The 25,270-nt window shown below is 73.9% G+C and carries 16 protein-coding genes; 8 read left to right on the top strand and 8 right to left on the bottom strand.

All coding sequences use genetic code 11. The annotated features are described in order from the left end of the window. Positions 1 to 44: 44 nt before the first annotated feature. Together IEY78_RS00415 and IEY78_RS34765 are read right to left on the bottom strand one after the other, a co-directional pair. Positions 45 to 2,771 (bottom strand): SUKH-4 family immunity protein, encoded by a 2,727-nt coding sequence (locus tag IEY78_RS00415; protein WP_189095276.1) that lies wholly within the window; start codon positions 2,769 to 2,771, stop codon positions 45 to 47. A gap of 11 nt (positions 2,772 to 2,782) precedes the next feature. Further along, positions 2,783 to 7,789, bottom strand: coding sequence for a toxin glutamine deamidase domain-containing protein (locus IEY78_RS34765; protein ID WP_189095278.1), 5,007 nt, complete (start codon positions 7,787 to 7,789; stop codon positions 2,783 to 2,785). A 624-nt stretch (positions 7,790 to 8,413) separates the two neighbouring features. On the opposite strand from IEY78_RS34765, the gene IEY78_RS00425 reads away from it, so the two are divergent. From IEY78_RS00425 to IEY78_RS00450, 6 genes are all read left to right on the top strand, one after another. Next, positions 8,414 to 9,544, top strand: coding sequence for an NAD(P)/FAD-dependent oxidoreductase (locus tag IEY78_RS00425; protein WP_189095715.1), 1,131 nt, complete (start codon positions 8,414 to 8,416; stop codon positions 9,542 to 9,544). A 67-nt stretch (positions 9,545 to 9,611) separates the two neighbouring features. Next, on the top strand, positions 9,612 to 9,950 hold the full coding sequence (locus tag IEY78_RS00430; RefSeq protein ID WP_189095280.1) for a (2Fe-2S)-binding protein: 339 nt from the start codon (positions 9,612 to 9,614) through the stop codon (positions 9,948 to 9,950). Beyond that, positions 9,931 to 11,325 (top strand): FAD/NAD(P)-dependent oxidoreductase, encoded by a 1,395-nt coding sequence (locus IEY78_RS00435; RefSeq protein WP_189095282.1) that lies wholly within the window; start codon positions 9,931 to 9,933, stop codon positions 11,323 to 11,325. Before IEY78_RS00430 ends, IEY78_RS00435 begins: the two co-directional genes overlap by 20 nt. A 70-nt stretch (positions 11,326 to 11,395) precedes the next feature. Then, positions 11,396 to 12,304, top strand: coding sequence for a dihydrodipicolinate synthase family protein (locus IEY78_RS00440; protein WP_189095284.1), 909 nt, complete (start codon positions 11,396 to 11,398; stop codon positions 12,302 to 12,304). 10 nt (positions 12,305 to 12,314) lie between these two features. Then, positions 12,315 to 13,316 (top strand): proline racemase family protein, encoded by a 1,002-nt coding sequence (locus tag IEY78_RS00445; protein ID WP_189095286.1) that lies wholly within the window; start codon positions 12,315 to 12,317, stop codon positions 13,314 to 13,316. Between the two features lie 100 nt (positions 13,317 to 13,416). Continuing rightward, positions 13,417 to 14,133 carry a GntR family transcriptional regulator gene (locus tag IEY78_RS00450; protein WP_189095288.1) on the top strand — a complete coding sequence of 239 codons (717 nt, stop codon included), beginning with the start codon at positions 13,417 to 13,419 and terminating at the stop codon, positions 14,131 to 14,133. A 27-nt stretch (positions 14,134 to 14,160) separates the two neighbouring features. Here IEY78_RS00450 and IEY78_RS00455 read toward each other — a convergent pair whose 3' ends face one another. Next, positions 14,161 to 15,552, bottom strand: a complete 1,392-nt coding sequence (locus tag IEY78_RS00455) for an aminopeptidase P family protein (RefSeq protein ID WP_189095290.1) — start codon at positions 15,550 to 15,552, stop codon at positions 14,161 to 14,163. 138 nt (positions 15,553 to 15,690) lie between these two features. On the opposite strand from IEY78_RS00455, the gene IEY78_RS00460 reads away from it, so the two are divergent. Next, the gene (locus tag IEY78_RS00460; protein ID WP_229699600.1) at positions 15,691 to 18,036 is read left to right on the top strand and encodes a collagenase; all 2,346 of its coding nucleotides are present in this window, start codon (positions 15,691 to 15,693) and stop codon (positions 18,034 to 18,036) included. Positions 18,037 to 18,130: 94 nt separating this feature from the next. Here IEY78_RS00460 and IEY78_RS00465 read toward each other — a convergent pair whose 3' ends face one another. From IEY78_RS00465 to IEY78_RS00475, 3 genes are all read right to left on the bottom strand, one after another. Continuing rightward, complete coding sequence (locus IEY78_RS00465) at positions 18,131 to 20,536, bottom strand: glycoside hydrolase family 65 protein (protein ID WP_189095292.1); 2,406 nt, start codon at positions 20,534 to 20,536, stop codon at positions 18,131 to 18,133. Further along, positions 20,533 to 21,297 carry an HAD family hydrolase gene (locus IEY78_RS00470; protein WP_189095294.1) on the bottom strand — a complete coding sequence of 255 codons (765 nt, stop codon included), beginning with the start codon at positions 21,295 to 21,297 and terminating at the stop codon, positions 20,533 to 20,535. The genes IEY78_RS00465 and IEY78_RS00470 overlap by 4 nt, the downstream gene beginning before the upstream one ends. Positions 21,298 to 21,402: 105 nt before the next feature. Then, positions 21,403 to 21,978, bottom strand: coding sequence for an Rv1733c family protein (locus tag IEY78_RS00475; protein ID WP_229699601.1), 576 nt, complete (start codon positions 21,976 to 21,978; stop codon positions 21,403 to 21,405). Between the two features lie 199 nt (positions 21,979 to 22,177). Between IEY78_RS00475 and IEY78_RS00480 the strand changes: the two genes are divergently transcribed. Beyond that, positions 22,178 to 23,053 carry a universal stress protein gene (locus IEY78_RS00480; protein WP_189095296.1) on the top strand — a complete coding sequence of 292 codons (876 nt, stop codon included), beginning with the start codon at positions 22,178 to 22,180 and terminating at the stop codon, positions 23,051 to 23,053. Positions 23,054 to 23,061: 8 nt separating this feature from the next. On the opposite strand, the gene ppk2 is transcribed toward IEY78_RS00480, so the two are convergent. Together ppk2 and IEY78_RS00490 are read right to left on the bottom strand one after the other, a co-directional pair. Then, the gene (gene ppk2 / locus IEY78_RS00485) at positions 23,062 to 23,880 is read right to left on the bottom strand and encodes a polyphosphate kinase 2 (RefSeq protein WP_189095298.1); all 819 of its coding nucleotides are present in this window, start codon (positions 23,878 to 23,880) and stop codon (positions 23,062 to 23,064) included. Positions 23,881 to 23,907: 27 nt separating this feature from the next. Then, positions 23,908 to 25,254 (bottom strand): nicotinate phosphoribosyltransferase, encoded by a 1,347-nt coding sequence (locus IEY78_RS00490; RefSeq protein WP_189095300.1) that lies wholly within the window; start codon positions 25,252 to 25,254, stop codon positions 23,908 to 23,910. Between the last annotated feature and the right edge of the window lie 16 nt (positions 25,255 to 25,270).

The raw sequence follows: 25,270 nt of genomic DNA on the forward strand, positions 1-25,270 counted from the left end.
CCGTGGCCGTACCGCCCTCGCCGGCCGGCGACCGCCCGTGCGCGCTATTCGAGAAGGTACGTGCTGTCACTGACAAGCTGTGGCCACATCGTGGTCAGCGAGCCCTTCACCGGCCGCCGCGTACTCGCGGGATCGATCCGGCCGAGCCGCCGCAGCACATGGTCGCGGAACTCCCGCTCCTCCTGCTCGTCCCGGGCGTTCGAGGCGACGACGGCCTTCAGCGCGACCGTCCAGCAGCGCAGAAAGGCGTCCAGCGAGCTGTTCACCAGGCAGACGAACGTCCCGCCGCTGGCCAGCATGACGCGCCCGGTGCCGTGCTCGACGCAGAGCTGCGTGCTGTCGTCGCCCACGTAGCCGAGGACGGAGGCCGCCACACCCGCGGTGGGCCCGTCGCCGGGGCTGTCGCCGTCCCCGCCGCCGACGCGCGGCAGCGTGGGCACGAACCGGTCCAGCCCCTCGAACCAGAACTCCGAGGCCGGCAGGCCGACCTCGGTGAGCAGCCGCGCGGTGTCCGGGAGCGCGGCCAGCGGACCGAGCTGTTCCGGTTCGGCCCGGACCGGCCGGCCGACCACGGAGAACAGCGGCGCCAGGAGATCGGAGGTCAGCGCGCCGCCCCCGTAGAGCGCGTCGTCCACGCTCCACCACGACGAGAGCCCGCGCGGACGCGGCGGCAGCGCCCGCTCGCCCGGCTTCCCCTGCGCCACGTCGATGAGCATCATCCCGCTGCGGCCCAGCAGCAACGCCCGCTCCGCGGACAGCGGATGGACCTCGCCCACGTGCCCTTCGGGGCACACCAGAGTCGTGGCATCGGGGGACTCCTCGCCGGCCGGCCGCACCCCGACCCACGCGTCGAGTTCGTCCAGCACCACTTCCATCGGCCCGGCGGCCGCCCCGCCGCCCTCGGGCGGCTCCTCGGACACCTCCGGCGGCTTCGCGGACGACTCCCCGACGGGCGTCCCGTCCGCGAGCGTCCACCACTGGTAGCGCCCGTTCAGCTCACTGCGGGTGCAGAACTGCTGCCCGCCCTCGACGCTGCGCCAGCCGTGCAGCCCGACCGGGCCGGGCCAGGCGCCGTCGAACTCCGCGGGCTCGAAGGCGCCCAGCGGCCGCCAGTGCGACCACAGGGTGCGCCAGATCCGGGGGACTCCGGCCCGCAGCAGCCAGTCCGCCAGCTCGTGGTCGCCGCAGACCGACGCGGTGAGCCCCAGCCGCGAGGCGTGCTCCGACACATGACCGGTCCGCGGTCCGACGTAGAGCCGCGAGGCCTGCCCGAGGGCGCGCCGACGGGCCCGCGTCTGCGGCCGCGGCGACCGGCCGGCGTGCCCGTCCGCGTCGTCGAAGGACGGCAGATCCACGAGGAACGCCACGGCGGGATCGGCCAGAACGTCGTCGAGCACGCCTCCCGCGGCCGCGTGAGCCAGCCCGGGACCGAGCGCGTAACGGGCCTGTGGCGAAAGCGGTTCCGTCCCGGCGCCGGCGCGCTCCGCCTCCGTGAGCACCGTGCGGGGAGCCAGCGCCGTGGCGATCTTCCGTTGCAGCTCGGGGAGCGCGGCGCCGTAGGACCTGCGGGCCGCGGCGGCCAGCGCGGTGTCACGCAGCCGCAGATGGCGCACCCGGCTTGGGCCCGAGCCCGATTCCGCTTCCGTACCTGGCTGCGCGGATTCCGTGCCGGGGTCGGCGGGTGTGCCCTCGGGGCCGCCGTCGGGGCCCGTCGTGACGAACTCCTCCGCGATGTAGGCGGTCGTCGCGGCCACCACCCGGCTGAGCGCCTCTTCGGACGTCGGCCGGCCGCTGAGCGCCGAGACCGCGCGCGCGGCGAGCGAGACGGGCATCCCCACGTCCCCCTCGGCCAGCACCACCGGGGTCAGCGCCAGCCCCACCTCGTCGGCGGCCTCGCCGAAGGAGGACAGGTAGAAGCGCCAGGCGTCCTCCAGCGACGTCGGCAGCGGCGCCGAGGCATCGTCAGGGACCCAGGGCTCCTCGCGGGCCCGCAGGTCCATGGCCAGCGTCTCCGCGAGCAGGAAGTTGGGCCAGGCACTGGCGGTGACGGCGTCGGCGGCGGCGTCGGCCGCGGCGTCCTGCCCCTCGTAGGCGGAGCCCGTCACGGACACCAGGTCACGCACCCACGCACGGAACGCGGCACGGTCCGGCGCGAAGGCGGCACTGTCCAGATCGATCAGGGCGTGCGCGGGCAACTTGGCCCGCCGCGCAAGGCGCTCGGCCTGCGCCCTCGGCAGGTCGAGCAGGATCCGGAGCGGCTCGGCGCCGTTGTCCAGCCGCTTGCGGGTCGCGCCGCCCGGCTGCACCAGCGGCAGCAGCACCTCGTCGGTCAGCCGCTCCGGCACCTGGCTCAGCGACGTACGCCCGGCCAGCGCGGTGTCCAGCAGTGCCACCGTGAACGGGGTGCCACGGCGCTTGGCCGCCCGGTACAACGAGGGCGTGGGGAGCCACATCCCTGCCGGGAACGGGCCGTCGGGCGCGCTGCCCGGCAGCAGCGCCTGCTCGATCTCCGCCTGGATCTCGCGCTGCGTACGGCCCCGCGTCTCCAGTACGAGGTCGAAGGCGTCGGCCGGGGCGGGCGGCGCGACGGACGGGTCGAGGAACGCCCGGGCCTCCGAGTCGGCGGCCATCGCCAGCCAGGCCGCCAGCCAGCTCTTGCCGCAGCCGGCATCACCCGTGACGATGCGCACATGGTCGTCGGGGGCCTCCGAGGAGAGCCACGAGACCAGCGAATGTGCGGCGTTTGAGCGGCCTGCCAGGCGAAATTCCATGGTGCGCAACCTTACTCGTCATCCGACGGCGCGGGGCTGTCCGGGGCGTTGGCCGGAGCCCGGCCCGCGGCGTGCTCGCGGTCGTCGTCGTCCAGGATCTCCTGCCGCCGCTGCTTGAGGTCGTTGAGGTGGCTGCGCATCTCCCGCGCACCCGTGCCGTCGTCGGGGTGCGGCAGCGTGTGCGTCGTCGGCACCTTGCCGAGGACGCGGTACATCAGGGAGGCGCAGCCCTTCTGCGCACAGGGGGCGCGTTCCGTGTAGACCTCGGTGACCCGGATGCGCTGACCGTCGGGGAGCGTGGACTGCATGTGCTGGAGGTACTCGATCGCGGCGCGTTCGGAGTGCTTCGACTTTCCGGTCCACGGCTGGTCGTCGACCTTGGTGACGTTTCCGCTGGTCCCGAAGCTGCGCGCCAGCATCACATATTCGGTGGAGCCGGGCTCCACGACGTAGCGGAACGCCGCGTAGTTGGCGGACGGCGCGAGGCCGAAGTTGTTCTGCCCCGAGTGCTGGTCGGCGGCGGAGCCGGGCACCGCGTACGTGTGGAAGTACTCGTGGTCCAGCCGTGCGCGCTCGACCATGCGTCCCAGATCGCTGTCGTCCCAGTCCCGCTGCTGGGAGTCGACCAGTTCCTGTCCCCGGGACGCGCTGAACGGGGTGGTGTCCGGCTCGTCACGAAGCCGGCCGTCGTACTCGTCGTCGCTGTCGCTGTCGCTGTCGTGGTCGCTGTTCTCGCCGTCGTGGTCGCCCTCGTGCTCGCCGTCGTGCTCGTCGTCGGGGTCGGTGGGCGGTCGGCGTTCGCCGTCCGGGTCGTCATCGTCGCGCTCGTCACGATCGTCGTGGTCGGCATCGGACATGTCGACATCGGAGGGCGCATCGGACAACTCATCGGAATCGTCCTCCTCGTCCCGCCTCGGCCGTTTGGTGTGGTCCCCGTCGTCGATCTCCATGTCCCCGGGAGAACGCTCGCGCTTGTTCCCGTCCGAGCCGGCGGGTTCCGCGGCCGGCCGGCGCTCCCCCTGACCGTCCCGGTCGTGCCCGGAGCCGTCGTCGTGGCGGGAGTCGCCGTCGTGACCGGAGTCGCTGCCCTGGGAGTCGCCGTGCTGCGAACCGTCGTGGACGGGGCGGCGGTCGGGGTCCAGCGGGATGGCGTGGACGCCGTTGTCGCCGTTGTGGAGGGGGGTGTTGCTGCGTTGTCCGGTTTGGGCGTCGACGTAGGTGACGGTGCCGTGGTGGTTGACGGCGTTCCAGGCGTGGGCGCGGCCGTTGCGGTCCTGGGTGATGATGACGGCCTGGGAGCCGTGGCCGGAGTTGTGGAGGTCGTTCTCCAGGCGGTGGAAGGCGTCGTTGCCGTTGCCGTAGTCGTGGAAGCGGCCGCCGAGGGTGTTCTCGATGCGGTCGCGGCCGTTGCTCTCGCCGCGGTCGGAGGGGGTGCCGTCGGGGTTGAGGTCGGGGGTGCGGTGGGCCGCGGCGGTGGGGTTGCCGGAGTAGGTGTCGGCGGCGGCCAGCGCGGAGTCCACGCAGTTGTTGTTGCGGCCCGGGGCGTCGGGGCCGGGGTGGTTGATGGAGTCGAGCCAGTTGCCGTCGTCGGGGTCGGGGTGGCGCTGCGGCGCGCCGTTCTCGTCCCGGGGGATGGAGTCCTCGACGTGCTGCTGGTGCTCGTCGGTGGGCCCTTCGAGCCCGCCCGGGTGCTCGCGGTTGCGGGTCTCGGAGGCGGGCGTGGGGTCGGGCCTGCCGTCGGGGTGCTGATCCGCCGTGGGGTCGTTGGATCCCTTGGCGTGGTCGTTGCCGTCGCCGATGCCGTTGCTGACGCCTTCGTCGGCCGGGCGGTCGTGGCCGGGGTGGTCGTTGGCCGGAGGGTTGTTGTCCGGGCGGCTGTCGGCGGGAGGGGTGCTGTCCGGGCGGCCGTCGACGGGCGGGTTGTTGTCCGGGCGTCCGTGGTCCGGGCGGCCGCTGGCGGGACCGTCGTGGGCCGGAGTGCCGTTGTGCGGACGGTCGTTGGGCGACGGGACGGTGCCCGGGCGGCCGGCGTCGGGGCGTGGCAGGCGCGGGTCGGGGCGCCCGTTCTGGGTGTTGTCGGGGCGTGGGGTGTAGGCGGGGCGGTCCTGGGAGCGCTGCGGCGGGATGTTCGGGGCGGGCCGCGAGCCGTCGGGGCGTGGGGTGGCGGAGCCGGAGCCCGAACCGGGGCTCTGGGGTGTTCCGCCACGGGGCGGGGCACCGGCGGGGGTGTGGCCACCGCCCTGGGTGGGCACGGTGGGAGCCCCCACGACCGGGCCGGTGCCTGGCGGGGTGTGCTGCGGCGACTGCGTTGAGCCGGGTGTGGCAGCCGGGTTGTGCGTGGTGCCGGGGTCCGCCGGGTGCTGGGTGGGCGGGGGCGCGGTCATGGTGTCGGCGGACTGGGTGGTGACGGTGGTGTCGTCGTCACCGTGGTGCGGCCTGGGGTCGCCGGGGGAGGGGTCGCGGTGCTGGACGGACGGGCCGGAGGACGGCGAGTGCTGCACCGGGGCGCCCTGGGAGGGCACGCTCACGTGCGGCGTCGCGGGACGCCCGCCGGTACCGGCACCCGAGTTGTCCCCGTGCTGCGAGCCGGACCCGTCCCCACCCTGCGAGCCACTGTGCGCGCCGTCGCCGTTGGCGGAGGCGTCGGTGTTCGTGGGCGGGTTACCGGCGACGGGACCGGGGGAGGGCGACGGCTGCGACGACTCCGGCTGCTGACCGGTGTCCCGGTGTGGAGCGCCGTCGTTGGTGCCGGAGTCGGGGTGGGCGTTGGACGAATGGTCCCCCGCCGGGGCGGGGTTGTGCGCCGGGCCCGAGTCGTGAGCGGGGCCAGGGTTGTGGGCCGGACCAGAGTGGTGGGCGGGTCCGGAGTCGTGGGCCGGGCCAGGGGTGTGGGCCGGACCTGGAGTGTGAGCCGAGCCGGGGTTGTGGGCCGGGCCGGAGTCGTGGGCTGGACCGGGGTTGTGGGCCGGACCGGAGTCGTGAGCGGGGCCGGAGTGGTGGGCCGGACCGGGGTTGTGAGCAGGTCCGGAGTCATGGGCCGGGCCAGGGTTGTGGGCCGGACCTGGAGTGTGAGCCGAGCCGGGGTTGTGGGCCGGGCCAGAGTCGTGAGCCGGGCCAGAGCCGTGGGCGGTTCCGGAATCGCGAACTGGACCGGAGCCATGCGCTGTTCCGGAGTCGTGAGCCGGTCCGGAATCGTGAGCCGGGCCAGAGCCATGAGCCGGGCCGGAGTCGTGTGCAGGGGTGGCCGGGTCGTGAGCCGATGCGGAGTCCGGGGGTGGCGTGCCCGGGGTGGGGTGTGTGCTGACGGGCTCCGTGTCGGGGCGAGGGGAGTCCGGGGTGCTGTCGGCCGTCGGGTGGGTGCCGATCGGGTCGGGGCGTGCGGAGTCGGGCGTGTGGTCCGGGGTCGGGTGGGTGCTGACCGGGCCGGTGTCCGAATGCGTGGAGTCCGGGCGTGCGGAGTCCGGGCTGTGGTCCGGGGTGGGCTGCGTGCTCGCCGAGTCCGTGTCCGGGCGGGGGTGGTCCGGGCCGGTGCCACCGGAGGCGGGGGTGGGGCCCGCGTCGGGAGTGGGGCCGGAGTGGGCGGCGGCTCCCGAGTCATGGGTGCCGGCCGTGTCGGGGCCGGAGTCCGCGCCCGACCCGTACGGGTTGTCATGGCCGCCCTGGTAGCCGGAGTCGAAGGGCGAACGCTGGTCCGGGGGCGGCAGCGGCTGCGAGGAGGGAGCCTGGTGGCTGCCGTCCGGGCGCGGGGAGTTGTCGGGTGCGGTGGAGGTGTCGTTTCCGGAGCCGGCGTGCGCACCGGAGTCGCTCAGGGGGCGGGGCACATGCGACGAACCGCCGGAACTGCTGCTTCCGCCGCTGCCACTGCCGTCCCCCGAACCGTGTCCCCCACCGGTGGAGTCCCCGGACCCGGTGCTGGACCCGGACGCGGCCCCACCCTGGGACGAGGTCCCGGACCCACCATTGGTGCCGGACCCGCCACCGTCGGCCCCACTCCCGGAATGGTTTCCGCTCCCGGACCGGCTCCCGCCCCCGGAGGCACCGTCGTTCCCGGAGTGCCCCTCACCGCCGGAGCCGGAGCCGGATCCCGAGCCACCGGAGCCCGAGCCACCGGAGCCGCTGGACTCACCCGAGCCGCCGCCCTCACCGGATCCCCTGGACCCACCCGAGCCACTCGACTCGCCCGACCCACTCGACCCACTCGACTCACTGGACTCGTGGGAACTCCCGTCGCTCCCCCCGCTGTCCTCGCTGCCGTGGTCGCTCCCGCCGCGTCCCGCAGCGTGATCGAGACCGTTGTTGACGTGGTGGCCCGCCCGGGAACCGGCGCCGTCGCGGAGGGACTCGGCGAAGGTCTGGCCGGAGTTCTTCAGCGCGTCCGCACCGGCCTCGGCGCCGGCATGCGCGCTGCGGCCCACGTCGAAGCCGTTCTGGGCCCCGAAGTTCATGTTCACGCCCTGCGCGATGGCGTCGGAGGCCATGGCCTCCAGCGCCGACACGGCGGGCTCCTTGACCGTCTCGACGATGGCCTCGACCAGGGCCTCGCCGGCCTCCTTCAGGATCCGGCGCACGATCAGCCGGGTGGCCTGGGTGGCGCCCGCCACGGCGACCTCGGACAGGCCGAAGGTGAAGGGGGCCGCGGCCTGTGCGGCGATGATCTCCGCGGCGAGGATCGCGAGTTGGGCGATCACCGCGACCTTCATCCCGATGATGACGCCGGAACCGGCCTCCAGAGCGACGGCGATGACCTCCGCGGCGGAACGGGCGTCGTCGAGGTAGCCGGAACCGTTGCCGGAGTACTTCCCCCAGGTCGTGTTGAATCCGTCGATGCTGTCGCCGGAGTTGGCGGACAGCACATTGCCGGCGGCGGTGACGCCCTCGGACTGCAGCTGCTCCACGGTGTGCGCGAACTCCCGCCAGAAATCGGCGGATTCGTTCATCTTGTCCTCGTCGCCGGTCGGCCAGTCGTAGCCGAGCATTTCAAGGACCCATTCGAGCCAGTTCGGCAGCATGAGCGACATGGCGGCAATCCCCCGAAAACAGTGAAGCGGTGGTGTGAAGAACGAGGAACAGAAGGGTGGTGACCGGAGTCGCGACCGATGGACGAAGTGGCGGTGGACGGAACAGCGGACTGGACGGCGGACGGAGCAGGTGACGGAACAGCGGTGGGTGGAGCGGTGACGGTCGAACGGCGTGAGGCGGAGCGGAGGCGGCGGGTGGCCGGTCTCATGGCCGGGGGTGCACGTCCGACTCGGGGCGGGTGCGCACGAAGCGCCGCCCCCTGGTCGTCCGCGGTCCTCCGGTGCCGAAAGAGCGTCAGGAGCAGGATCTGATACGGCAAAGCTTAGTCATATCCCTGATGTTGGATCAGGGCCTCCACCGTCACAGTGTCGTCACCGGGGTCGGTCGACCGGTGGGGCAAGTCGCCTCATTCATCCTCAAGTACCGGCAAATCGCGGAGTGTGGGGAGGTGGAGAGCGAGTGCTCGCCGTGCGGGAAACCACATCCGGGTTCCGTTTACCGGAGCCCGGTTCGGGGCGTCTCGCGACCGAAGTGCGCGAAGTACCCTTTTCGCATTCTGTGTTGTGTGACATATTACTGAGGTGCCCACGAGACACAGACGCCTTCTGGACGCTCCGGACGTGGTGATCGTCGGGGCCGGTGTGGTCGGCGCCGCCTGTGCGTACTACGCCGGCCGTGCCGGTCTCTCCGTCGCCGTGGTCGACCGCGGAGCCGTCGCGGGCGGCACCACCGGCGCCGGTGAGGGGAACCTGCTGGTCTCCGACAAGGAGCCGGGCCCGGAACTCGCACTCGCGCTGCTCTCCACCCGTCTGTGGCGCGAACTGGCCGCCGAACTCCCCCCGGAGATCGAGTACGAGACGAAGGGCGGACTGGTCGTCGCCGCCGACGAACCCGGTCTGACGTCCCTGCGGGCGTTCCGCGCGGCGCAGGGCGCGGCGGGAGTGGAGAGCACGGACGTCCCGGGCGACCGGCTGCGGGACCTCGAACCCCATCTGGCCCACGGTCTCGCCGGCGGCGTGCTCTATCCGCAGGACGCGCAGGTCCAGCCCGCGCTGGCCGCCGCCCACCTGCTGCGTGCCTCCGGCGCCCGACTGCATCTGGGGGCCGAGGTCACGGCCGTGCTGCGCGGGCCCGGGGGAGCGGTCCGCGGTGTCCGCACCCCGCGCGGCGACCTCCTGGCCCCCGCCGTCGTCAACGCCACCGGCACCTGGGCCGGCCGGCTGGCCACGCTCGCGGGGGTGACCGTCCCCGTCCTGCCGCGCCGCGGATATGTGCTGGTCACGGAGGCGTTGCCGCGTGTCGTGCGGCGCAAGGTGTATGCCGCGGACTATGTCGCCGATGTCGCCAGCGGCTCGGCCGCGCTCCAGACCTCCGCCGTCGTGGAGGGCACCCCGGCGGGCCCGGTGCTCATCGGCGCCAGCCGCGAGCGCGTCGGCTTCGACCGCACTCTCTCGGCCGGCGTACTGCGCCGGCTCGCCGCCCAGGCCGCGGCCCTCTTCCCCGTCTTGGCGGAGGTCCGGGTGATCCGTACGTACCAGGGCTTCCGGCCCTACCTTCCCGACCACCTCCCGGCGATCGGCCCCGACCCGCGCGCCCCGGGCCTGCTGCACGCCTGCGGCCACGAGGGCGCGGGCATCGGCCTCGCCCCGGCCACGGGCCGGCTGATCGCCGCCGCACTGACGGGCACCGCCGGGCCGCTGGACGCACAACCGTTCCGGCCGGACCGCTTCACGGAAGGGACGGAACCGGAATGAGTGGACTCGGATCGAGTGGAGCCGGATCGAGTGGAGCCGCGCCATGCACCGCCCACCGGAGCCCCGCATGAAGCGACCCCGCGCCCGACGCCCCCGCCCCACCCCCGCCGACCTCGTGCAGGCCGCGCCAGGGCCGGAGTTCGAGATCACCCTCGACGGGCGGGCGCTGTCGGCGCTGCCCGGGCAGAGCATCGCGGCCGCGCTCTGGGCGGCGGGGGTGCTCTCCTGGCGGACCACCCGCCGGGGCGGGCGGGCGCGGGGCGCGTTCTGCGGGATCGGCTCCTGCTTCGACTGCCTGGCCACCGTCAACGGGACCCCCAATCAACGGGCTTGCCTGGTGCCGGCCCGACCCGGGGACGCGATCATCACCCAGGAGGGACACGGGCGTGCCGATCTCACCGTCTGACACCCATGATCTCGCCGTCATCGGCGCGGGACCGGCCGGGCTCGCCGCCGCCGTCACCGCCGCCGACCTGGGGCTGACCGTGGCGCTGGTCGATGCCGCCGCCCGGCCGGGCGGGCAGTTCTACCGGCAGCCGGCCGCCGGGCTGGGCGCGGCCCGCCCGCAGGCCCTGCACCACTCCTGGGGCGCGTTCGCCCGGCGCGCCGGGCGGCTGGCCGCGCACCGGACGGCCGGCCGGATCCGGTACCTCGCCGAGCACCATGTCTGGGCCGTCACCCGGGAAGCGGCGCACTGGGCGGTGCACGCGGTGCGCGGGCCCGACGGGGCCGGGGCGCGCGCCGAGGTGGCCGCGCGCACGGTGCTCCTCGCCACCGGCGCGTACGAGCGCCAACTGCCCTTCCCCGGCTGGACCGTGCCCGGCGTCGTGGGCGCGGGCGGTGCGCAGGCCATGCTGAAGGCGGGGCTGGTGGTGCCGGGGCGGCGGATCGTGGTCGCGGGCAGCGGCCCGCTGCTGCTCGCCGTCGCCGGGTCCTTGGCCGCCGCCGGCGCCACGGTGCCGGTGGTCGTCGAGGCGGGCGGTTACGCCGGGTATGCCCGGGCGCCGCGCACGCTGGCCGCCAATCCGCGCAAGCTCGTGGAGGGGATCGGGCACGCCGCCGCCCTGCGCCGGTACGGCGTCCGCCTGCGCACCCGCAGTGCGATCACGGCCGTGCACGGCACCGACCGGGTCGAGGCCGTCACGCTGACCCGGCTCGACCGGGACTGGCGGCCGGTCGCCGGGTCCGGGCTGCGCATCCCGTGCGACGCGCTCGCCGTCGGGCACGGACTCGTCCCGCAGCTGGACCTGGCGACCGCGCTGGGCTGTGCGACCCGCCGCACCCCCGACGGCACCGCCGCGCTGGTGCTCGACGGACGTCAGCGGACCACGGTCGACGGGGTCTGGGCCGCCGGCGAGACGGGTGGCGTGGGAGGCGCGGAACTCGCCCTGTGCGAGGGCGAGTTGGCGGCCCATGACATCGCAGGTCGGGCTCCCGGCGGGGTGCTGCTGCGGCATCGTGACCGGCTGCGGCGGTTCGCCGGGGTGATGGCCGCGGCCCATGCGCCGCGGGCCGGCTGGTCCGACTGGCTCCGTTCGGACACCGAGGTCTGCCGCTGCGAGGAGGTCACGGCCGGACGCGTCCGGGAGGCCGTCGGCGATCTCGGGGCCCGCGACACCCGCACCGTCAAGCTGCTCACCCGCGCCGGCATGGGCTGGTGCCAGGGCCGGATGTGCGGGCCCGCCGTGGCGCACCTCGCGGGGGAGACCGCGCTCGAAGCCGGCCGACGACTGCTCGCCTGCCCGGTCACGTTGGGAGAACTCGCCCGCGAGGAGCGGTAGTTCGCTCCGGCGGCCTTGGCAATCCGCTGCAGCTTAGTAAAATGTCACACCTCATAGAAGGAGACTGCACATGGTCATCCGTACCCGCCCCTGGCACGGCATCATGGTCGCCACCACCCTCCCCTTCCGCCCCGCCCGTGACGATTTCTCCGTCGACCACGATGCCTACGCCGCCCAGGTCGCCCGGCTGCTCGCGGCCGGCTGTGACGGCGTCGTCCCCAACGGCTCCCTCGGCGAGTACCAGACGCTGACCGACGACGAGCGCGCCCGCGTCGTACGGACCGCGGTGGAGGCGGCCGGCGGCGCGGGGGACCGGGTGATGCCGGGCGTCTCCGCGTACGGCAGTGCCGCCGCGTGCCGCTGGGCCGAGCAGGCCGCCGAGGCGGGCGCCGGCTCCGTCCTGCTGCTGCCGCCCAACGCCTACCGCGCCGACGCGGCGGCGGTCCGCGCCCACTTCGCCGAGGTGGCCGCCGTCGGCCTGCCGGTCGTCGCCTACAACAACCCCTTCGACACCAAGGTCGACCTCACCCCGCGCCTCCTCGCCGAGCTGCACGCCGACGGCAGCATCGTCGCCGTCAAGGAATTCAGCGGGGATGTGCGCAGGGCCTACGAGATCACCGAAGTCGCCCCGGAACTGGACCTGTTGATCGGGGCCGACGATGTCCTGCTCGAACTGGCCCTGGCCGGCGCCGTCGGCTGGGTCGCGGGCTACCCCAACGCCCTGCCGGAGGCCTGCGTCGCCCTCTACCGGGCCGCTGTCGACGGGGACCTGGACACCGCGCTGCCGCTCTACCGCGCCCTGCACCCGCTGCTGCGCTGGGACTCCAAGCCCGAATTCGTGCAGGCGATCAAGCTCTCGATGGACCTCGCAGGACACCGCGGCGGCCCGACCCGCCCGCCCCGCCTCCCGCTCCCCGCCGGGCAGTCGGACCGGCTGCGCGCCGCCACCGAGAAGCTCCTCGCCGACGGCCACCACTGAGAGGACCCCGATGCGCACCCGCCATGTCTTCCACGCCGTCGACTCCCACACCGAGGGCATGCCCACCCGCGTCGTCACCGGCGGTGTCGGCACCCTCCCCGGCGCCACCATGGCCGAGCGCCGGCAGCACCTGGCCGCCCACCGCGACGACATCCGGACGCTGCTGATGTACGAGCCGCGCGGCCACGCCGCCATGAGCGGGGCGATCCTCCAGCCGCCGACCCGCCCCGACGCCGACTGGGGCGTGCTGTTCATCGAGGTCTCCGGCTCGCTGCCGATGTGCGGGCACGGCACGATCGGGGTGGCCACCGTCCTCGTCGAGACCGGCATGGTGGAGGTGTGCGAGCCGGTGACCACCGTGCGCCTGGACACCCCGGCCGGGCTCGTCACGGCCGAGGTGCGGGTCACGGACGGCGCGGCGACGGCCGTCACGCTCACCAACGTGCCGGCCTTCTGCGCCGGACTCGACCGCAAGGTCACCGTCCCCGGCTACGGCACGATCGGCTACGACCTCGCCTACGGCGGCAACTTCTACGCCATCCTGCCGCTGGACAGCGTCGGGCTGCCCTTCGACCGGGACCGCAAGAACGACATCCTGGCCGCCGGACTCGCCCTCATGGACGCCGTGAACACCACCGACCGGCCGGTGCATCCCGAGGACGAGCGGATCGGCGGCCTCAAGCACGTCTACTTCGCCGCACCGGGATCGAGTGCCACCCGCTCGCGGCACGCGATGGCCATCCATCCCGGCTGGTTCGACCGATCGCCCTGCGGCACCGGCACCTCAGCCCGGATGGCCCAGCTGCACGCCCGCGGGGAGCTGTTCCTGGGCCAGGACTTCGTCAACGAGTCGTTCATCGGGACGGAGTTCACCGGGCGGCTGGTGGCGCGGACCACGGTCGGCGGGCGGCCGGCCGTCGTACCCACCGTCACCGGACGGGCCTGGGTGACCGGCACCGCGCAGTACTTCCTCGACCCGTCCGACCCGTTCCCCGCGGGGTTCCTGCTCTGAGTGCCGACCGGCCGGGGGCGGCGGACCGGCCGCCGCCACCAGCCGGTTCGCGCAACGTGACATTGTACGCTGGCACTCCGCAGCAACTCGGAGGACCACGATGGGTGAACTCAAGCACCGCAGCCTGATCACCGCGCAGGAGCGGCTCCGCGATCAGGTCGCCCATCAGCTGCGTGCGGCCCTGATAGCGGGCGAACTCCGCCCGGGATCGGTCTATTCGGCCCCGGGCCTCGCCGCGGACTTCGGGGTCTCCGCCACCCCGGTGCGCGAGGCGATGCTCGATCTGGCCCGGGAGGGCCTGGTCGAGCCGGTGCGCAACAAGGGCTTCCGGATCACCGAGGTGAGCGAGCGCGACCTCGATCAGTACACCGAGATCCGTGCGCTGATCGAGGTCCCGGTCATCGGCCAGGTCACTCGCACCGCCGCCCGGCACCAGCTCGAAGCCCTCCGCCCGGCCGCCCTGGAGATCGTCGCCGCCGCCCGCGCCCACGACCTGATCGGCTATCTGGAGGCCGACCGCCGCTTCCATCTCGCGCTGCTCGGCCTCAGCGGCAACGAGCGCCTCGTGGAGACCGTCGGCGACCTGCGCAAGCGCTCCCGCCTCTACGGCCTCACCCGCCTCGACGAACGCGACCAGCTGCTGCCCTCCGCCGAGGAGCATGTGGAGCTTCTCGACGTGATGCTGACCGGCGATGCCGAGGCGGCCGAGGCCTGTATGGCCCGCCACCTCGGCCATGTCCGCTCCCTGTGGGCCCGGGCACGCGAGGAGCCGCTGCTGCCGAGCCCCCAGGGTGAGCGGCGCGTCCGGCAGGGCTGACCGGAGCCGGCGGGACGCGCCGCCGGGTCAGCCGCCGCTGCCGGTCAGCAGCCCGTCCATCCACTCCTCCACCCCGTCGGCGGTGCGCGGCAGCGCGCCCGACAGCAGCCGGGCGCCGTCCGCCGTGATCACCAGATCGTCCTCGATCCGCACGCCGATGCCGCGCAGCTCCCGCGGCAGGGTCTCGTCGTCGGGCTGGAGGTAGAGCCCCGGTTCCACGGTGAGGACCTGTCCCTCGGTCAGGACGCCGTCGAGATACTGCTCGGCGCGGGCCCGGCCGCAGTCGTGGACATCGAGCCCGAGCATATGGCCGGAACTGCACAGGGTGTAGCGCCGGTACAGGCCGCTGTCGGGGGCGAGCGCCTGTGCCGCCGGGACGCGCAGCACCCCCCAGTCGGCCAGGCCCTCGGCCAGGACGGCCGAGCAGGCCCGGTGGAAGTCGCGGAAGCGGGCACCCGGCTTGAGGGCGGCGATCCCGGCGTCCTGGGCGGCGAGCACCAGCTCGTACACCCGGCGCTGCACGGGGGAGAAGCGCCCGGAGAGCGGCAGGGTGCGGGTGAGGTCGGCGGTGTAGAGCGCGTCGGTCTCCACCCCCGCGTCGAGCAGCAGCAACTGCGCCGGGTCGAGCGGGCCGTCGTTGCGTGTCCAGTGCAGCACACAGGCGTGGGCGCCGGCGGCGGCGATGGTCTCGTAGCCGGTGCCGTTGCCCTCGGCGCGGGCGCGCAGCTGGAAGACGCCCTCGATCCAGCGTTCGCCGCGCGGGTGGCGCAGGGCCGCGGGCAGGGACCGTACGACGTCCTCGAAGCCGGTGACGGTGTGGTCGACGGCGCGCTGGAGCTGCGCCACCTCCCAGGGGTCCTTCTCCAGCCGCAACTCGCTGAGTGCGGTGGCGAGTTCGGCGTCCTGGGCGGCGTTTCTGCCGGGGTGGCGGTTCTGCGCCAGGTCGTCCAGCGGTGCGCAGCGCAGGCCGGTGCGCCGTTCGGCCTCGGCCGGATCGGGGCGGCGGCCCACCCAGAACTCGCCGTACTTGCGGTCCCGGTAGAACGCGCCGCCGGTGTCCCGCGGGGGCCGCGGCCGCAGATACAGCACCGCCTCGCCGTCCGGTTCCAGCACCAGGACGTGGCCCGGCTGGTCCTCGCCGGTCAGGCCGGTCAGCCAGGCGTACGCGCTGTGCGGCCGGAAGCGGTGGTCGCAGTCGTGGGAGCGGACCCGCAACTCCCCGGCGGGCACGAGCAGTCGCTCGCCGGGGAAGCGCGCGGCGAGGCGGGCCCGGCGGCCGGCGAACTGCGCGAATCCGGGGACGCGGGTGTCGTCCGGGAGCGGGGGCGGGGCCCAGCCGCCCGTCATGAAGTCGGCGAGGGCGCGTGACACCGGCAAGTCATGGCTCCCGGTGTGGAGTTGGCTGCTTTCCAAGGTCATGTGGACACCTCCGGGAAAGAACGTTCCTGAAGCCTTGTCAGTGCAATTTCACATTACTATGTTATGGGTCACACCTTGTGGAGTGAAGGCCATCGCCTCGACCTCCACCCAACCCCCCACCCCCTTCCGGAGGTTCAGGTGCCCCCTTCGCGTCTGCCGCGCAGCATCCTGCTGGCCGCGTGCCTCGCGGCGACCCTCGCCCTGCCCACCGTCCAGCCGGCCCGGGCCGCCGCACCCCACCCGTCCACCGCCCCCGCACGACCGCACCCGGCGCAACCCGCCGCACCCCGGCAGTCAGCCGCCTCCGCCAACCCCTTCGACCAGGTCCAGCGCCTCGCCAAGGCACCCGAGTTCATCGCCGCGGCCGCCCCGGCTCCCCGCTCCCTGGTCGGCAAGGGCGGCATCCCGGGCCCGCAGACCAAGCCGCCCACCGCGCCGCACCGGGAGAGATCCGCGGTCGCGCCCTGCACCCTCGACGGCATCACCGGCCTCGGTCCCGAGCAGTTCGCGGACTTCCTCGCCGACCCGGCCGTCACCGTCGACGACTGCCTGCGCAGCCTCCTGTGGACCTGGGACCCCCGGCTCGTCCCCGTCATGTCCGACGCCCACGTCCAGGCCGTGGCGCGCCGGATCAGCGGCCTGGCCGCCGCCCACGACGGCAAGAACACCAGCCACCTGTACGAGATGTTCACGTATCTGCACGCGGTGGCCTACCAGGACTTCTCGCACGACGAGATCGACACCACCGACGCGCCCACCGTCGACGCCGTACGGCGCGCGGTCGACGCCTTCGGCGGCGCGGCCCGCACCTTCGACGTCACCCGCACCAACGCCGACACCCTGCGTGAGGCCCTGTACGCCGCCAGCGCCCCGGGGCTGCGGCAGCACCAACTCGACCTGATCCAGCGGGTCCTGGCCACCATGGACCCGGCGCACACCGCCACCCAGAAGGACCAGTCCTGGGGCAACGCCGCCCTCGCCGCGCTCTCCGTGAACTACCTGGGGGTCTACCCCGGCAACAAGGACACCGCGTTCCAGTACGCGGCCGCCACCGACCCCGACTACCGGGCCGCCTTCAAGGCCTTCGCCCAGTACACCCACCTCAAGGACACACCCAACGCCTGGGTCGTGCGCGACGCGCTCGGGGAGTACGGCCGCTTCGGCGAGATCGCCTCCCTCAAGAAGGCCGTCATCGCCGACCTCGGCACGCTCCTCGGCACCACCGTGCGCAACTTCGGCGACGGCAGCGAACCCTGGGCCAAGGTCGCGAGCTGGCTGACCTACTTCAACGCCTGCCAGCAGTACCACGTGTGCAAGGACGACATCGAGAAGCGGATCTTCCCGCAGACCTACACCTACGACAACGGCGGCATCAAGGTCCGCACCGCCCTCGACCGCTCCGTCGTCGACCAGCTCTACTATGCGTCCAAGCAGGTCAAGGCGCAGTTCCACCGGGTGCTCGGCACCGAGACGCCGCTGGCCGGCGACCCCAACACCACGCTCACCATCGTGCTGTACGCCTCACGCCACGACTACGAGGTCTACCACCCGCTGCTCACCGGCATGGGCACCAACAACGGCGGCGTCTACATAGAGCAGGGCGCGACGTTCTACACCTACCAGCGCCGCGTCCCCCAGGACTCCACCCTCACCCTCGAAGAGCTCTTCCGCCACGAGTACGTCCACTACCTCAACGGCCGCTTCGCCGTGCCCGGTTCCTTCGGCGAGGGCCCCTGGTACGAGGGCGACCGCACCACCGCCATGGACGAGGGCAGCGCCGAGTTCTTCGACGGCTCGACCCGCGACCAGGGCATCGCCGTGCGCAAGTCCCTGGTCCGCGACATCATCGCGGACACCTCCGGCGGCACCCCGCGCATGACCATCGACCAGATGCTGCACGCGACCTACGACAAGGACGGCTTCCGGTTCTACTCCTACGCCGGGACCTTCTTCGAGTTCCTGTGGCGCGCGCATCCGGCGCTGCTCCAGGAGATGTACCGGCACCTGCGGGACGACGACCCGGCCGCGTTCGACGGCTGGCGCAACCGCATGGGCGCCGACGCGGGACTCCAGCAGGAGTACAACGCCTTCCTCGACACCCAGATCGCCCACCTCGACGACCTCTACGTCCCGGACACCACGTTCACCCCCAACGCCGCGCTGAAGTACGCCACCCCCGACGAGGTCCGCGGGGCCTTCGCCGCCGCCACCGTCAACACGCCCACCTGCAAGGATGAGGGCGACCCCGGCATGGGCCGCTTCCTGTGCACCGGCCGGATCACCGCCAACCTCACCAACTCGGCCAGCCCCGACCAGGTCTTCAAGGACATGGCCGGCACCGTCGACTACTTCATCCTCGAACGCACCAAGCCCGCCGGGAACAACTTCGCCGACATGAACTGCGACTTCGGGCCCACCGACATCTGGTCCTCGGGCCGGGCCGGCAGTGCCGACTTCAGCTGCGAGGGGCCGCTGCGACGCTGACGGCGCCCGCGCGCCCGATGGTGGCACGGCTCGTCCGCCGTCCGAGCCGTGCCACCACCCCCGCCGCCCGCGGCCGTCCGTCCCGCTCCCCGCGTCAGGGGTCCTCGGGCAGGTCCAGCCGGCGGGACGTGCCGGGGGCCAGCGCGAACGAGCGGTCGCGCAGCCGCACCCGCACCGGTGGGCACTCGGAGGCCGGGACCGCGATCCGCACCTGCTCGGCACGGATCCGCAGATCGATGTCCCAGTGGCGGCGGTAGCGGATGCGCACCCCGAACTTCGACAGCTCGCGCAGCGGCGCCGGGTCGAGCCACAGGGCCTGGTCGCGGGTCTCCAGGCCGGTCATGCCGCGCTGCACGAAATCCAGCGTGCCGGCCATCGCCCCCAGGTGGATGCCCTCCGCGGTGGTGCCGCCCTGGACGTCCGCCACGTCCCCGGTCAGCGCCTCCTCGCAGTACGTCCAGGCGTCCGGACGGTGGACCCGGGCCAGCACCCAGGCGTGGACCAGGGCGCTGAGCGTGGAGCCGTGGCTGGTGCGGTGCAGATAGTGGTCCACGGTGGCGTGCCAGATATCGTCGTCGAGCGGGCAGTCCAACAGCCGGAACAGCGAGGCGAGTTCCGCCGGCGAGAACAGATAGCCCAGCATCAGCACATCGGCCTGCTTGGAGGCCTGGTAGCGGTTGACCGTGTCGCCCTCCGCCTCCAGGATCCGGTCCAGCCGGCGGATGTCGCCGTAGCGCCGCCGGTAGCCCGCCCAGTCGAGTTCGGCCAGCTCCTCGTACCCGGCGAACTGGCTGATCACGCCGCGGTGGTAGGGGACATGGAGCCGGTGGGCGATGTCGTCCCAGCGCTCGGGCTCGTCCGGGTCGAGCTGCAGCCGCTCGTCCAGCTGCCGCCGGGTGGCCTCGGGCAGGGCCTGGCACAGCTCGCGGGCGCGCGACAGCACCCAGGCCGCGGTGACATTGGTGTAGGCGTTGTCGTCGACCCCCGCCGCGTCGGTTCCCGGATAGGCGTCGTGGTACTCGTCGGGGCCGACGACCCCGCGGATCCGGTACCGGCTCAGGGCGGCGTCCCACTCCGCGGCCGACGCCCAGAAGCGGGCGATCTGCACGAGCATCTCCGCGCCCCGGGTATGCAGGAACTCCGTGTCGCCGCTGGCCTGTCCGTACTGCCACACGTTGTACGCGATCGCCGAGCCGACGTGGTGCTGGAGCCGGGAGCGGTCGGGCAGCCAGTGCCCCGAACGCGGGTTGAGGTGCAACTGCTGGGTCTCCTCCCGGCCGTCGCCGGCGCTCTGCCACGGGTACATCGCCCCGCCGCGGCCGGCCTCCCGTGCCGCGTGGCAGGCGGCGGGCAGCCGTCGGTAGCGGTAGTCGAGCAGGGCACGGGAGACCTGCGGCAGATGCAGGTTCAAGAACGGCAGCACGAACAGCTCGTCCCAGAAGACGTGCCCGCGGTAGGCCTCCCCGTGCAGTCCCCGGGCCGGCACCCCCACGTCCAGCTCCGCGGTGTGCGGGGAGAGCGTCTGCAGCAGATGGAACAGGTGCAGCCGCAGGATGGCGCCGGCCTCCCCGGGAACCTCCAGCCGGGCCTGGCGCCACAGGGCGTCCCAGGCCCGGCGGTGCGAGGCCCGCAGCTGGCGGAAGTGCGGGGCCAGGGCCACCGCGTCCACCGCGGCATGCAGCGGGCTGTCGATCGCCGGGTCGCGGGAGGTGTACAGCGACACCGTCTTCTCCACGACCGCGGGGGTGCCGGCGATGACGGGCAGCACCAGCGCGTGGAAGGCCCGCAGGGCGGAGAGCTGCGGCCGGGGCATCCCGTCGCGGCCGGCCGAGGCGCGGGTCCGGGCGGCCAGCGCGATCCGGATGTCCGAGTCGAGGGTCCGGCAGCTCAGCCACACCGTGTCCGGCCGCTCGTCACCGGTCTCCCAGCCCGTCAGATGCTGGTCGGCCAGGTCGCGGTAGCGCGCGATCCCGGCGTTGCGGACCGCGCCGTCGATCCCCGACTCCACCTCCACCGCCCCCGACCAGCCGTCCGCGGTGAAACACGTACGCAGCGCGGCCAGATGGGGTTCTCCCATGTGCACCAGCCGGCACTGCTCCACGCACAGCCGCCGCCCGGCCTCGTCCTCGTAGGCCGACCAGCGGGTCAGGGTGCCGTGCCGCAGGTCCAGGGTCTGCCGGTGCTCCGTCAGAAAGGGGTGGTCGGGGGAGAGCCAGGGGCCTGGGGCCGAGCCGGCGGGACAGATCCGGTAGCGCAGCGGGAGCCAGTTGGGCAGGTTGACCATGTCCTCGTTCTCGACGGTGTGGCCGTCGACGGTGGAGGTGAGGCGGTTGTAGCAGCCGGCGGCGTAGGTGCCCGGGTAGTGCGCCGGGCCGCCGAGCACCTCGGACGCCGCACCGCGGGTGGCGAAGTAGCCGTTGCCGAGCACGCAGAGCGATTCCCGCAGCCGCTCCGTGCCCGCGTCGTACCCCTCGTACGACCAGGCCCAGGCGCGCGTCACCCGCCCTCCCCGGGCAGCAGCAGCTCGCCGGGGTCGGACACCACCACATCGGCGCCGCGCCGGCGCAGCGCGGCGGCGCTGTGCGGTCCGGCCGTCCGGTCCACGCCCACCACCAGCCCGAACCCGCCGCGCCGGCCGGCCTCGACCCCGGCCAGGGCGTCCTCCACCACGGCGGTGTCCTGGGCCGGGACCCCGAGCCGGCGGGCCGCCTCCACGAAGAGCGCCGGGTCGGGTTTGCCCGGCAGCCCCAGCCGGTGCGCCTCGTTGCCGTCCACCACGGTGCGGAAGAGCGGGAGCACATCGGCCGCGGTGAGCAGCTCGGTGGCATGGCGGGACGCGGAGACCGCGGCGCACGGCACCCCCAGGTCCCGCAGCACGTGCAGCAGGCGCACGGTGCCGGGCCAGGTGGCGACGGGACGGGCCCGCAGCCGCGCGGTGAACAGCTCGTCCTTGCGGGCCGCGACGGCGCGCACGGTGGCCGTGCCCGGGGCGTCGTCCACGTCACCGAGCGGCAGCTCCAGGCCCCGCGCGCGCAGGAACTCCGCCGCCCCGTCCTCCCGCGCGCGGCCGTCGACGTGGCGCAGATAGTCGTCCACCGGATCGAAGGGGCGCTGCCCGCCCGCGGCCGACAGACAGGCGTCGAAGGCGTCCTTCCAGGCCGCGGCGTGTACCGCGGCGGAGTCGGTGATGACCCCGTCGGTGTCGAAGACCACGGCCCGCAGCGAGCGCAGCGGCGCTGCCAGGGACGGCGCACCGGTCATGGTGACGGTTCCGTTCGTCGCAGTGTCCCTTCCATGGCACCACGGCTCCCGGCCGGGGGCGCGCCGCAGGCCCCGCAGCCGTCCCGGCGGCGCCTCCGCCGTGCGTCACGCCGCGGGCTGCCCCCACCGGGGGTCCTCGGCCGCCCACTCCCGCTCCCACTGGGCGTAGCGACGGCGGTTCAGCAGGGCGTGGCCGGCGCGCTCGGCGCCCAGGAGCAGCAGACCGGCCGAGGTCCCGGTCACCGTGCCGACCGCGATGCTCTCGCCGGAGGTCCGGCTCCCGGTGGCGGGGTCGCGGATCAGCGCCCCGTGCCGGTCGAGCCAGGCGGTCGTCCGGTCGCCGGCCCGCAGGTCCGGCGCCACCGCCGTCGGCCCCGTCCGGACCCGGCCGTCGGCGGCCGTCCAGCGGACCGTGGCGTGGGTGCGGATGCCGAGGCCACCGGTGAGGTCCGCCCCGATGCGGGCCGGCGGGTCCTCGGCCAGCACCGCGGCGACGGCGTGCCGGCCCTGCTGGTGCCGGCTCGCGTCGGCGTCCACGGCGTGGCCGGCCGCGAGCCCGGCGGCCGGTGCGCCCACCACGATCAGCACGCCGGTGACCAGCGCCAGCCAGGCCTCCGCCACATCCGAGCGCCGCCGCAGCGGACCGCGCCGCCACGGCCGGAGCAATGCGCTGAGAGTCATCACGCACCCCCTGCGTCTCCTTCCAGCGTGGCACGCCGCGCCCGGCCGCGGGCAGGGGCGGAGCAGCCCTCGACGGGGGCTGCGGGGACGCGGGGCACCGGGCGCCGCCGCCCGGCCGGACCCTGCACACCGCGGGGCGCGGTGCGACGGTGGCAGTAGGCACAAGGTCTGCGCCGATGCCGGGAAGGAAGTGGCGGCGATGGGGCATCCGCTGGTCGTGGGGCTCGACGGATCCGACTCCGCCTTCCGGTCACTGGACTGGGCGGTGGACGAGGCGGCCCGCCACGGACTCCCGCTGAGGATCGTGCACGCCTCCAGCTGGGAGCACTACGAGGGCGCCGCGCCCGCCCAGGACCCCGAGCGCCCCGGCGAGCAGGTCTTCGAGGAGGCCGTGGTGGCCTCCGCCGCCGAGCACGCCGGCCTGCGGAACGCGGCCCTCAAGATCACCGCCGAGGTGCTGCCCGGCGACCCGGTCACCACCCTGCTCAACGAGGCACTCCACGCGTCGACGCTGGTCCTGGGCTCACGGGGGCACGGCGAGTTCACCGGACTGCTGCTCGGCTCGGTCGGCCTGACGGTCGCGGCCCGCGCCAAGTGCCCGGTGATCGTGGTGCGCGGTGACGCCGCCGGACTCGCCGGCAGCCACGGGCGCATCCTCGTCGGGGTCGACGACCCGGCCGCGGCCGCCCCGGCCGTCCGCTTCGCCTTCCGCGAGGCCGAGGCCCGCAACTGCACCCTCCTGGCCGTCTGCGCCTGGCCGCTGCCCGTCCACGGGACCGACGACGCCCCGCTCGCCGCCGGGAACCCCCGGCACGTCCAGGAGGCGCGGGCGGCGGAGCTGCTCGACGAGGCGCTGGCGGAGGCGGCCGGCGAGCACCCGGAGGTGCGGGTGCGCCGCGCCACCGTCGAGGGACCCGCCCACAAGGTGCTGGTCCACCGCGCCGCCGCCGCGGATCTGCTGGTGGTGGGGGTGCAGCGGCGGCACGGCCACTTCGGGGTCCAGCCCGGCCGGGTCGCGCACCACGCGCTGTGCCATGCCGACTGCCCCGTGGCGGTCGTCCCCAGCCACCCGTGACGCCCGTTTCACGGCTCCAGCCGGGCCGCGTGATCGGGCACATACGTCTGGAGGTCCCGGGGCGGCCGCTGATAGCCGGTGGCCGCCGGCCGCGCCGGGATGTCCAGCGCCGGCGGGGCGATCTCGTGGTACGGCACGGTCGCCAGCAGATGGGCGATCATGTTCAGCCGGGCCCGCCGCTTGTCGTCGCTCTCGACGACGTACCAGGGCGACTCCGCGATGTCGGTGTGCACGAACATCTCGTCCTTGGCCCGCGAGTACTCCTCCCAGCGGGTCAGCGACTCCAGATCCATGGGGGAGAGCTTCCAGCGCCGTGCCGGGTCCTCCAGCCGCCGCCGGAAGCGCTGCTCCTGCACCTCGTCACTCACCGAGAACCAGTACTTGCGCAGCAGAATCCCGTCCTCCACCAGCATCCGCTCGAAGACCGGGCACTGGCGCAGGAACCGCTGGTGCTCGGCCGGCGTGCAGAACCCCATGACCCGCTCGACACCGGCCCGGTTGTACCAACTCCGGTCGAACAGCACCATCTCGCCCGCCGCCGGGAGGTGCTCCGCATAGCGCTGGAAGTACCACTGGGTGCGCTCCCGCTCGGTGGGCCGCGGCAGCGCCACGATCCGCGCCACCCGGGGGTTGAGGTACTCCGTGACCCGCTTGATCGTGCTGCCCTTGCCGGCCGCGTCCCGCCCCTCGAAGACCACCACCAGCCGGGCGCCCTCGACGCGTACCCACTCCTGGAGCCTGACGAGTTCCGTCTGGAGCCGGCGCAGCTCGTGCTCGTAGAGCGACCGTGACAGCTTCCCGGAACCGTTGCCGCGTTTGTCCGCCATGCCACGACGTTACGGGAGCGGGCCGGCTCAGGCGCGCGTGCTGAACGGGGCCAGTACCTCCCGCTCGATCCGCCGCCGGACGCGCTCGGTCAGGGTGGCGAGCCGCCCGGACAGCTGCGCCCGCGCGGCGTGCGGCGCCCGGATGTGCCGGGCGGTGGCGGGCAGCTCGGCGAGATCGGCCACGGCGCGCCGCCGGGCGTCGGCCAGCCGGCCGCGCGCCGTGCTGCGCTGCCCGTCGCGCATCAGCGTCTGCAGGAGCGGCGCGCTGCCGACCGGGGGCGGCTCGTCGGCCAGGGCGATCACGTCGTGGCAGCCGGGGCGGCGGAAGACCTGCTTGCGGCCCGGTGTGCTGGTCTTCGCCGCGGACAGCTTCATCACCGGCCGCCCGTCGTAGGCGACCAGCTTGTACGCCGAGTCCAGCGAGGGCGCGTCCGCGCTCACCCCGACCCGGGTGCCCACCGCGTAGACATCGATCGGCGCACCCGCACGCCGCAGGTCGTGCACGGCGTATTCGTCCAGCCCGCCGCTGGCCACGATGCGGACCTGCGGAAGCCCCGCGGTGTCGAGGATCGCCCGGGCCCGGCGGGCGAGTCGCGCGAGGTCCCCGCTGTCCAGCCGGATGGCCGAGCCGTCGCCGCGCCCCAGCGCGTTGAGCACCCGCGCCGCCGCCGCGACCCCGGACTCGGTGTCATAGGTGTCCACGAGCAGGGTCACCGGGCCGGGGTGGCACAGCGCGAACGCGGTGAACGCCGCCTCCTCGTCCTCGAACGCCTCGACGTAGGAGTGCGCCATCGTGGCCACCCCCGTCAGGTCCTCGGCGTGCACCGCCGCGATGTTGCTGGTGCCCACGAAGCCGGTCATCGCGCTCAGCCGGGCCACCTGGCGGGCGGCCGCCATCCCGTGGGTGCGGCGCGGCGAGAAGTCCACGAGGTCGCGGCCCTGCGCGGCGATCACGCAGCGCGCGCACTTCGAGGCGATCGTCGTCTGGTGGCTGAGGCTGTTGAGCACGAAGGTCTCCACGAGCTGCGCCTGCGGCAGCGGAGCGGTGATCTCCAGCAGCGGCTCACCCGCCAGCACCACCCGCCCCTCCGGCACCGCGCGGACCTCGCCGGTGAAGCGCATGCCCAGCAGCGGCGCCAGCTCCCTCGCCGGCCGTCGCAGCGCCTCGGCGAACACCTCGACCTCCTCGTGCCCGAGGTGGAATCCGGCGAGGAAGTCGAGGACCGTCTCGGCACCGGCGGCGATCAGGAAGCCCCGCTCCGGCGGCAGCGTCCGCACGAAGCAGCTGAAGGTCGCCGGCTGCGTCATGCCCTCGCGCAGATACGACAGGGCCATGGTCACTTCGTACAGGTCGGTGCTGGTCGCCTCCGACATGGCCGACTCCTTCCGC

Source organism: Streptomyces kronopolitis (assembly GCF_014646275.1).
Taxonomy (GTDB): domain Bacteria; phylum Actinomycetota; class Actinomycetes; order Streptomycetales; family Streptomycetaceae; genus Streptomyces; species Streptomyces kronopolitis.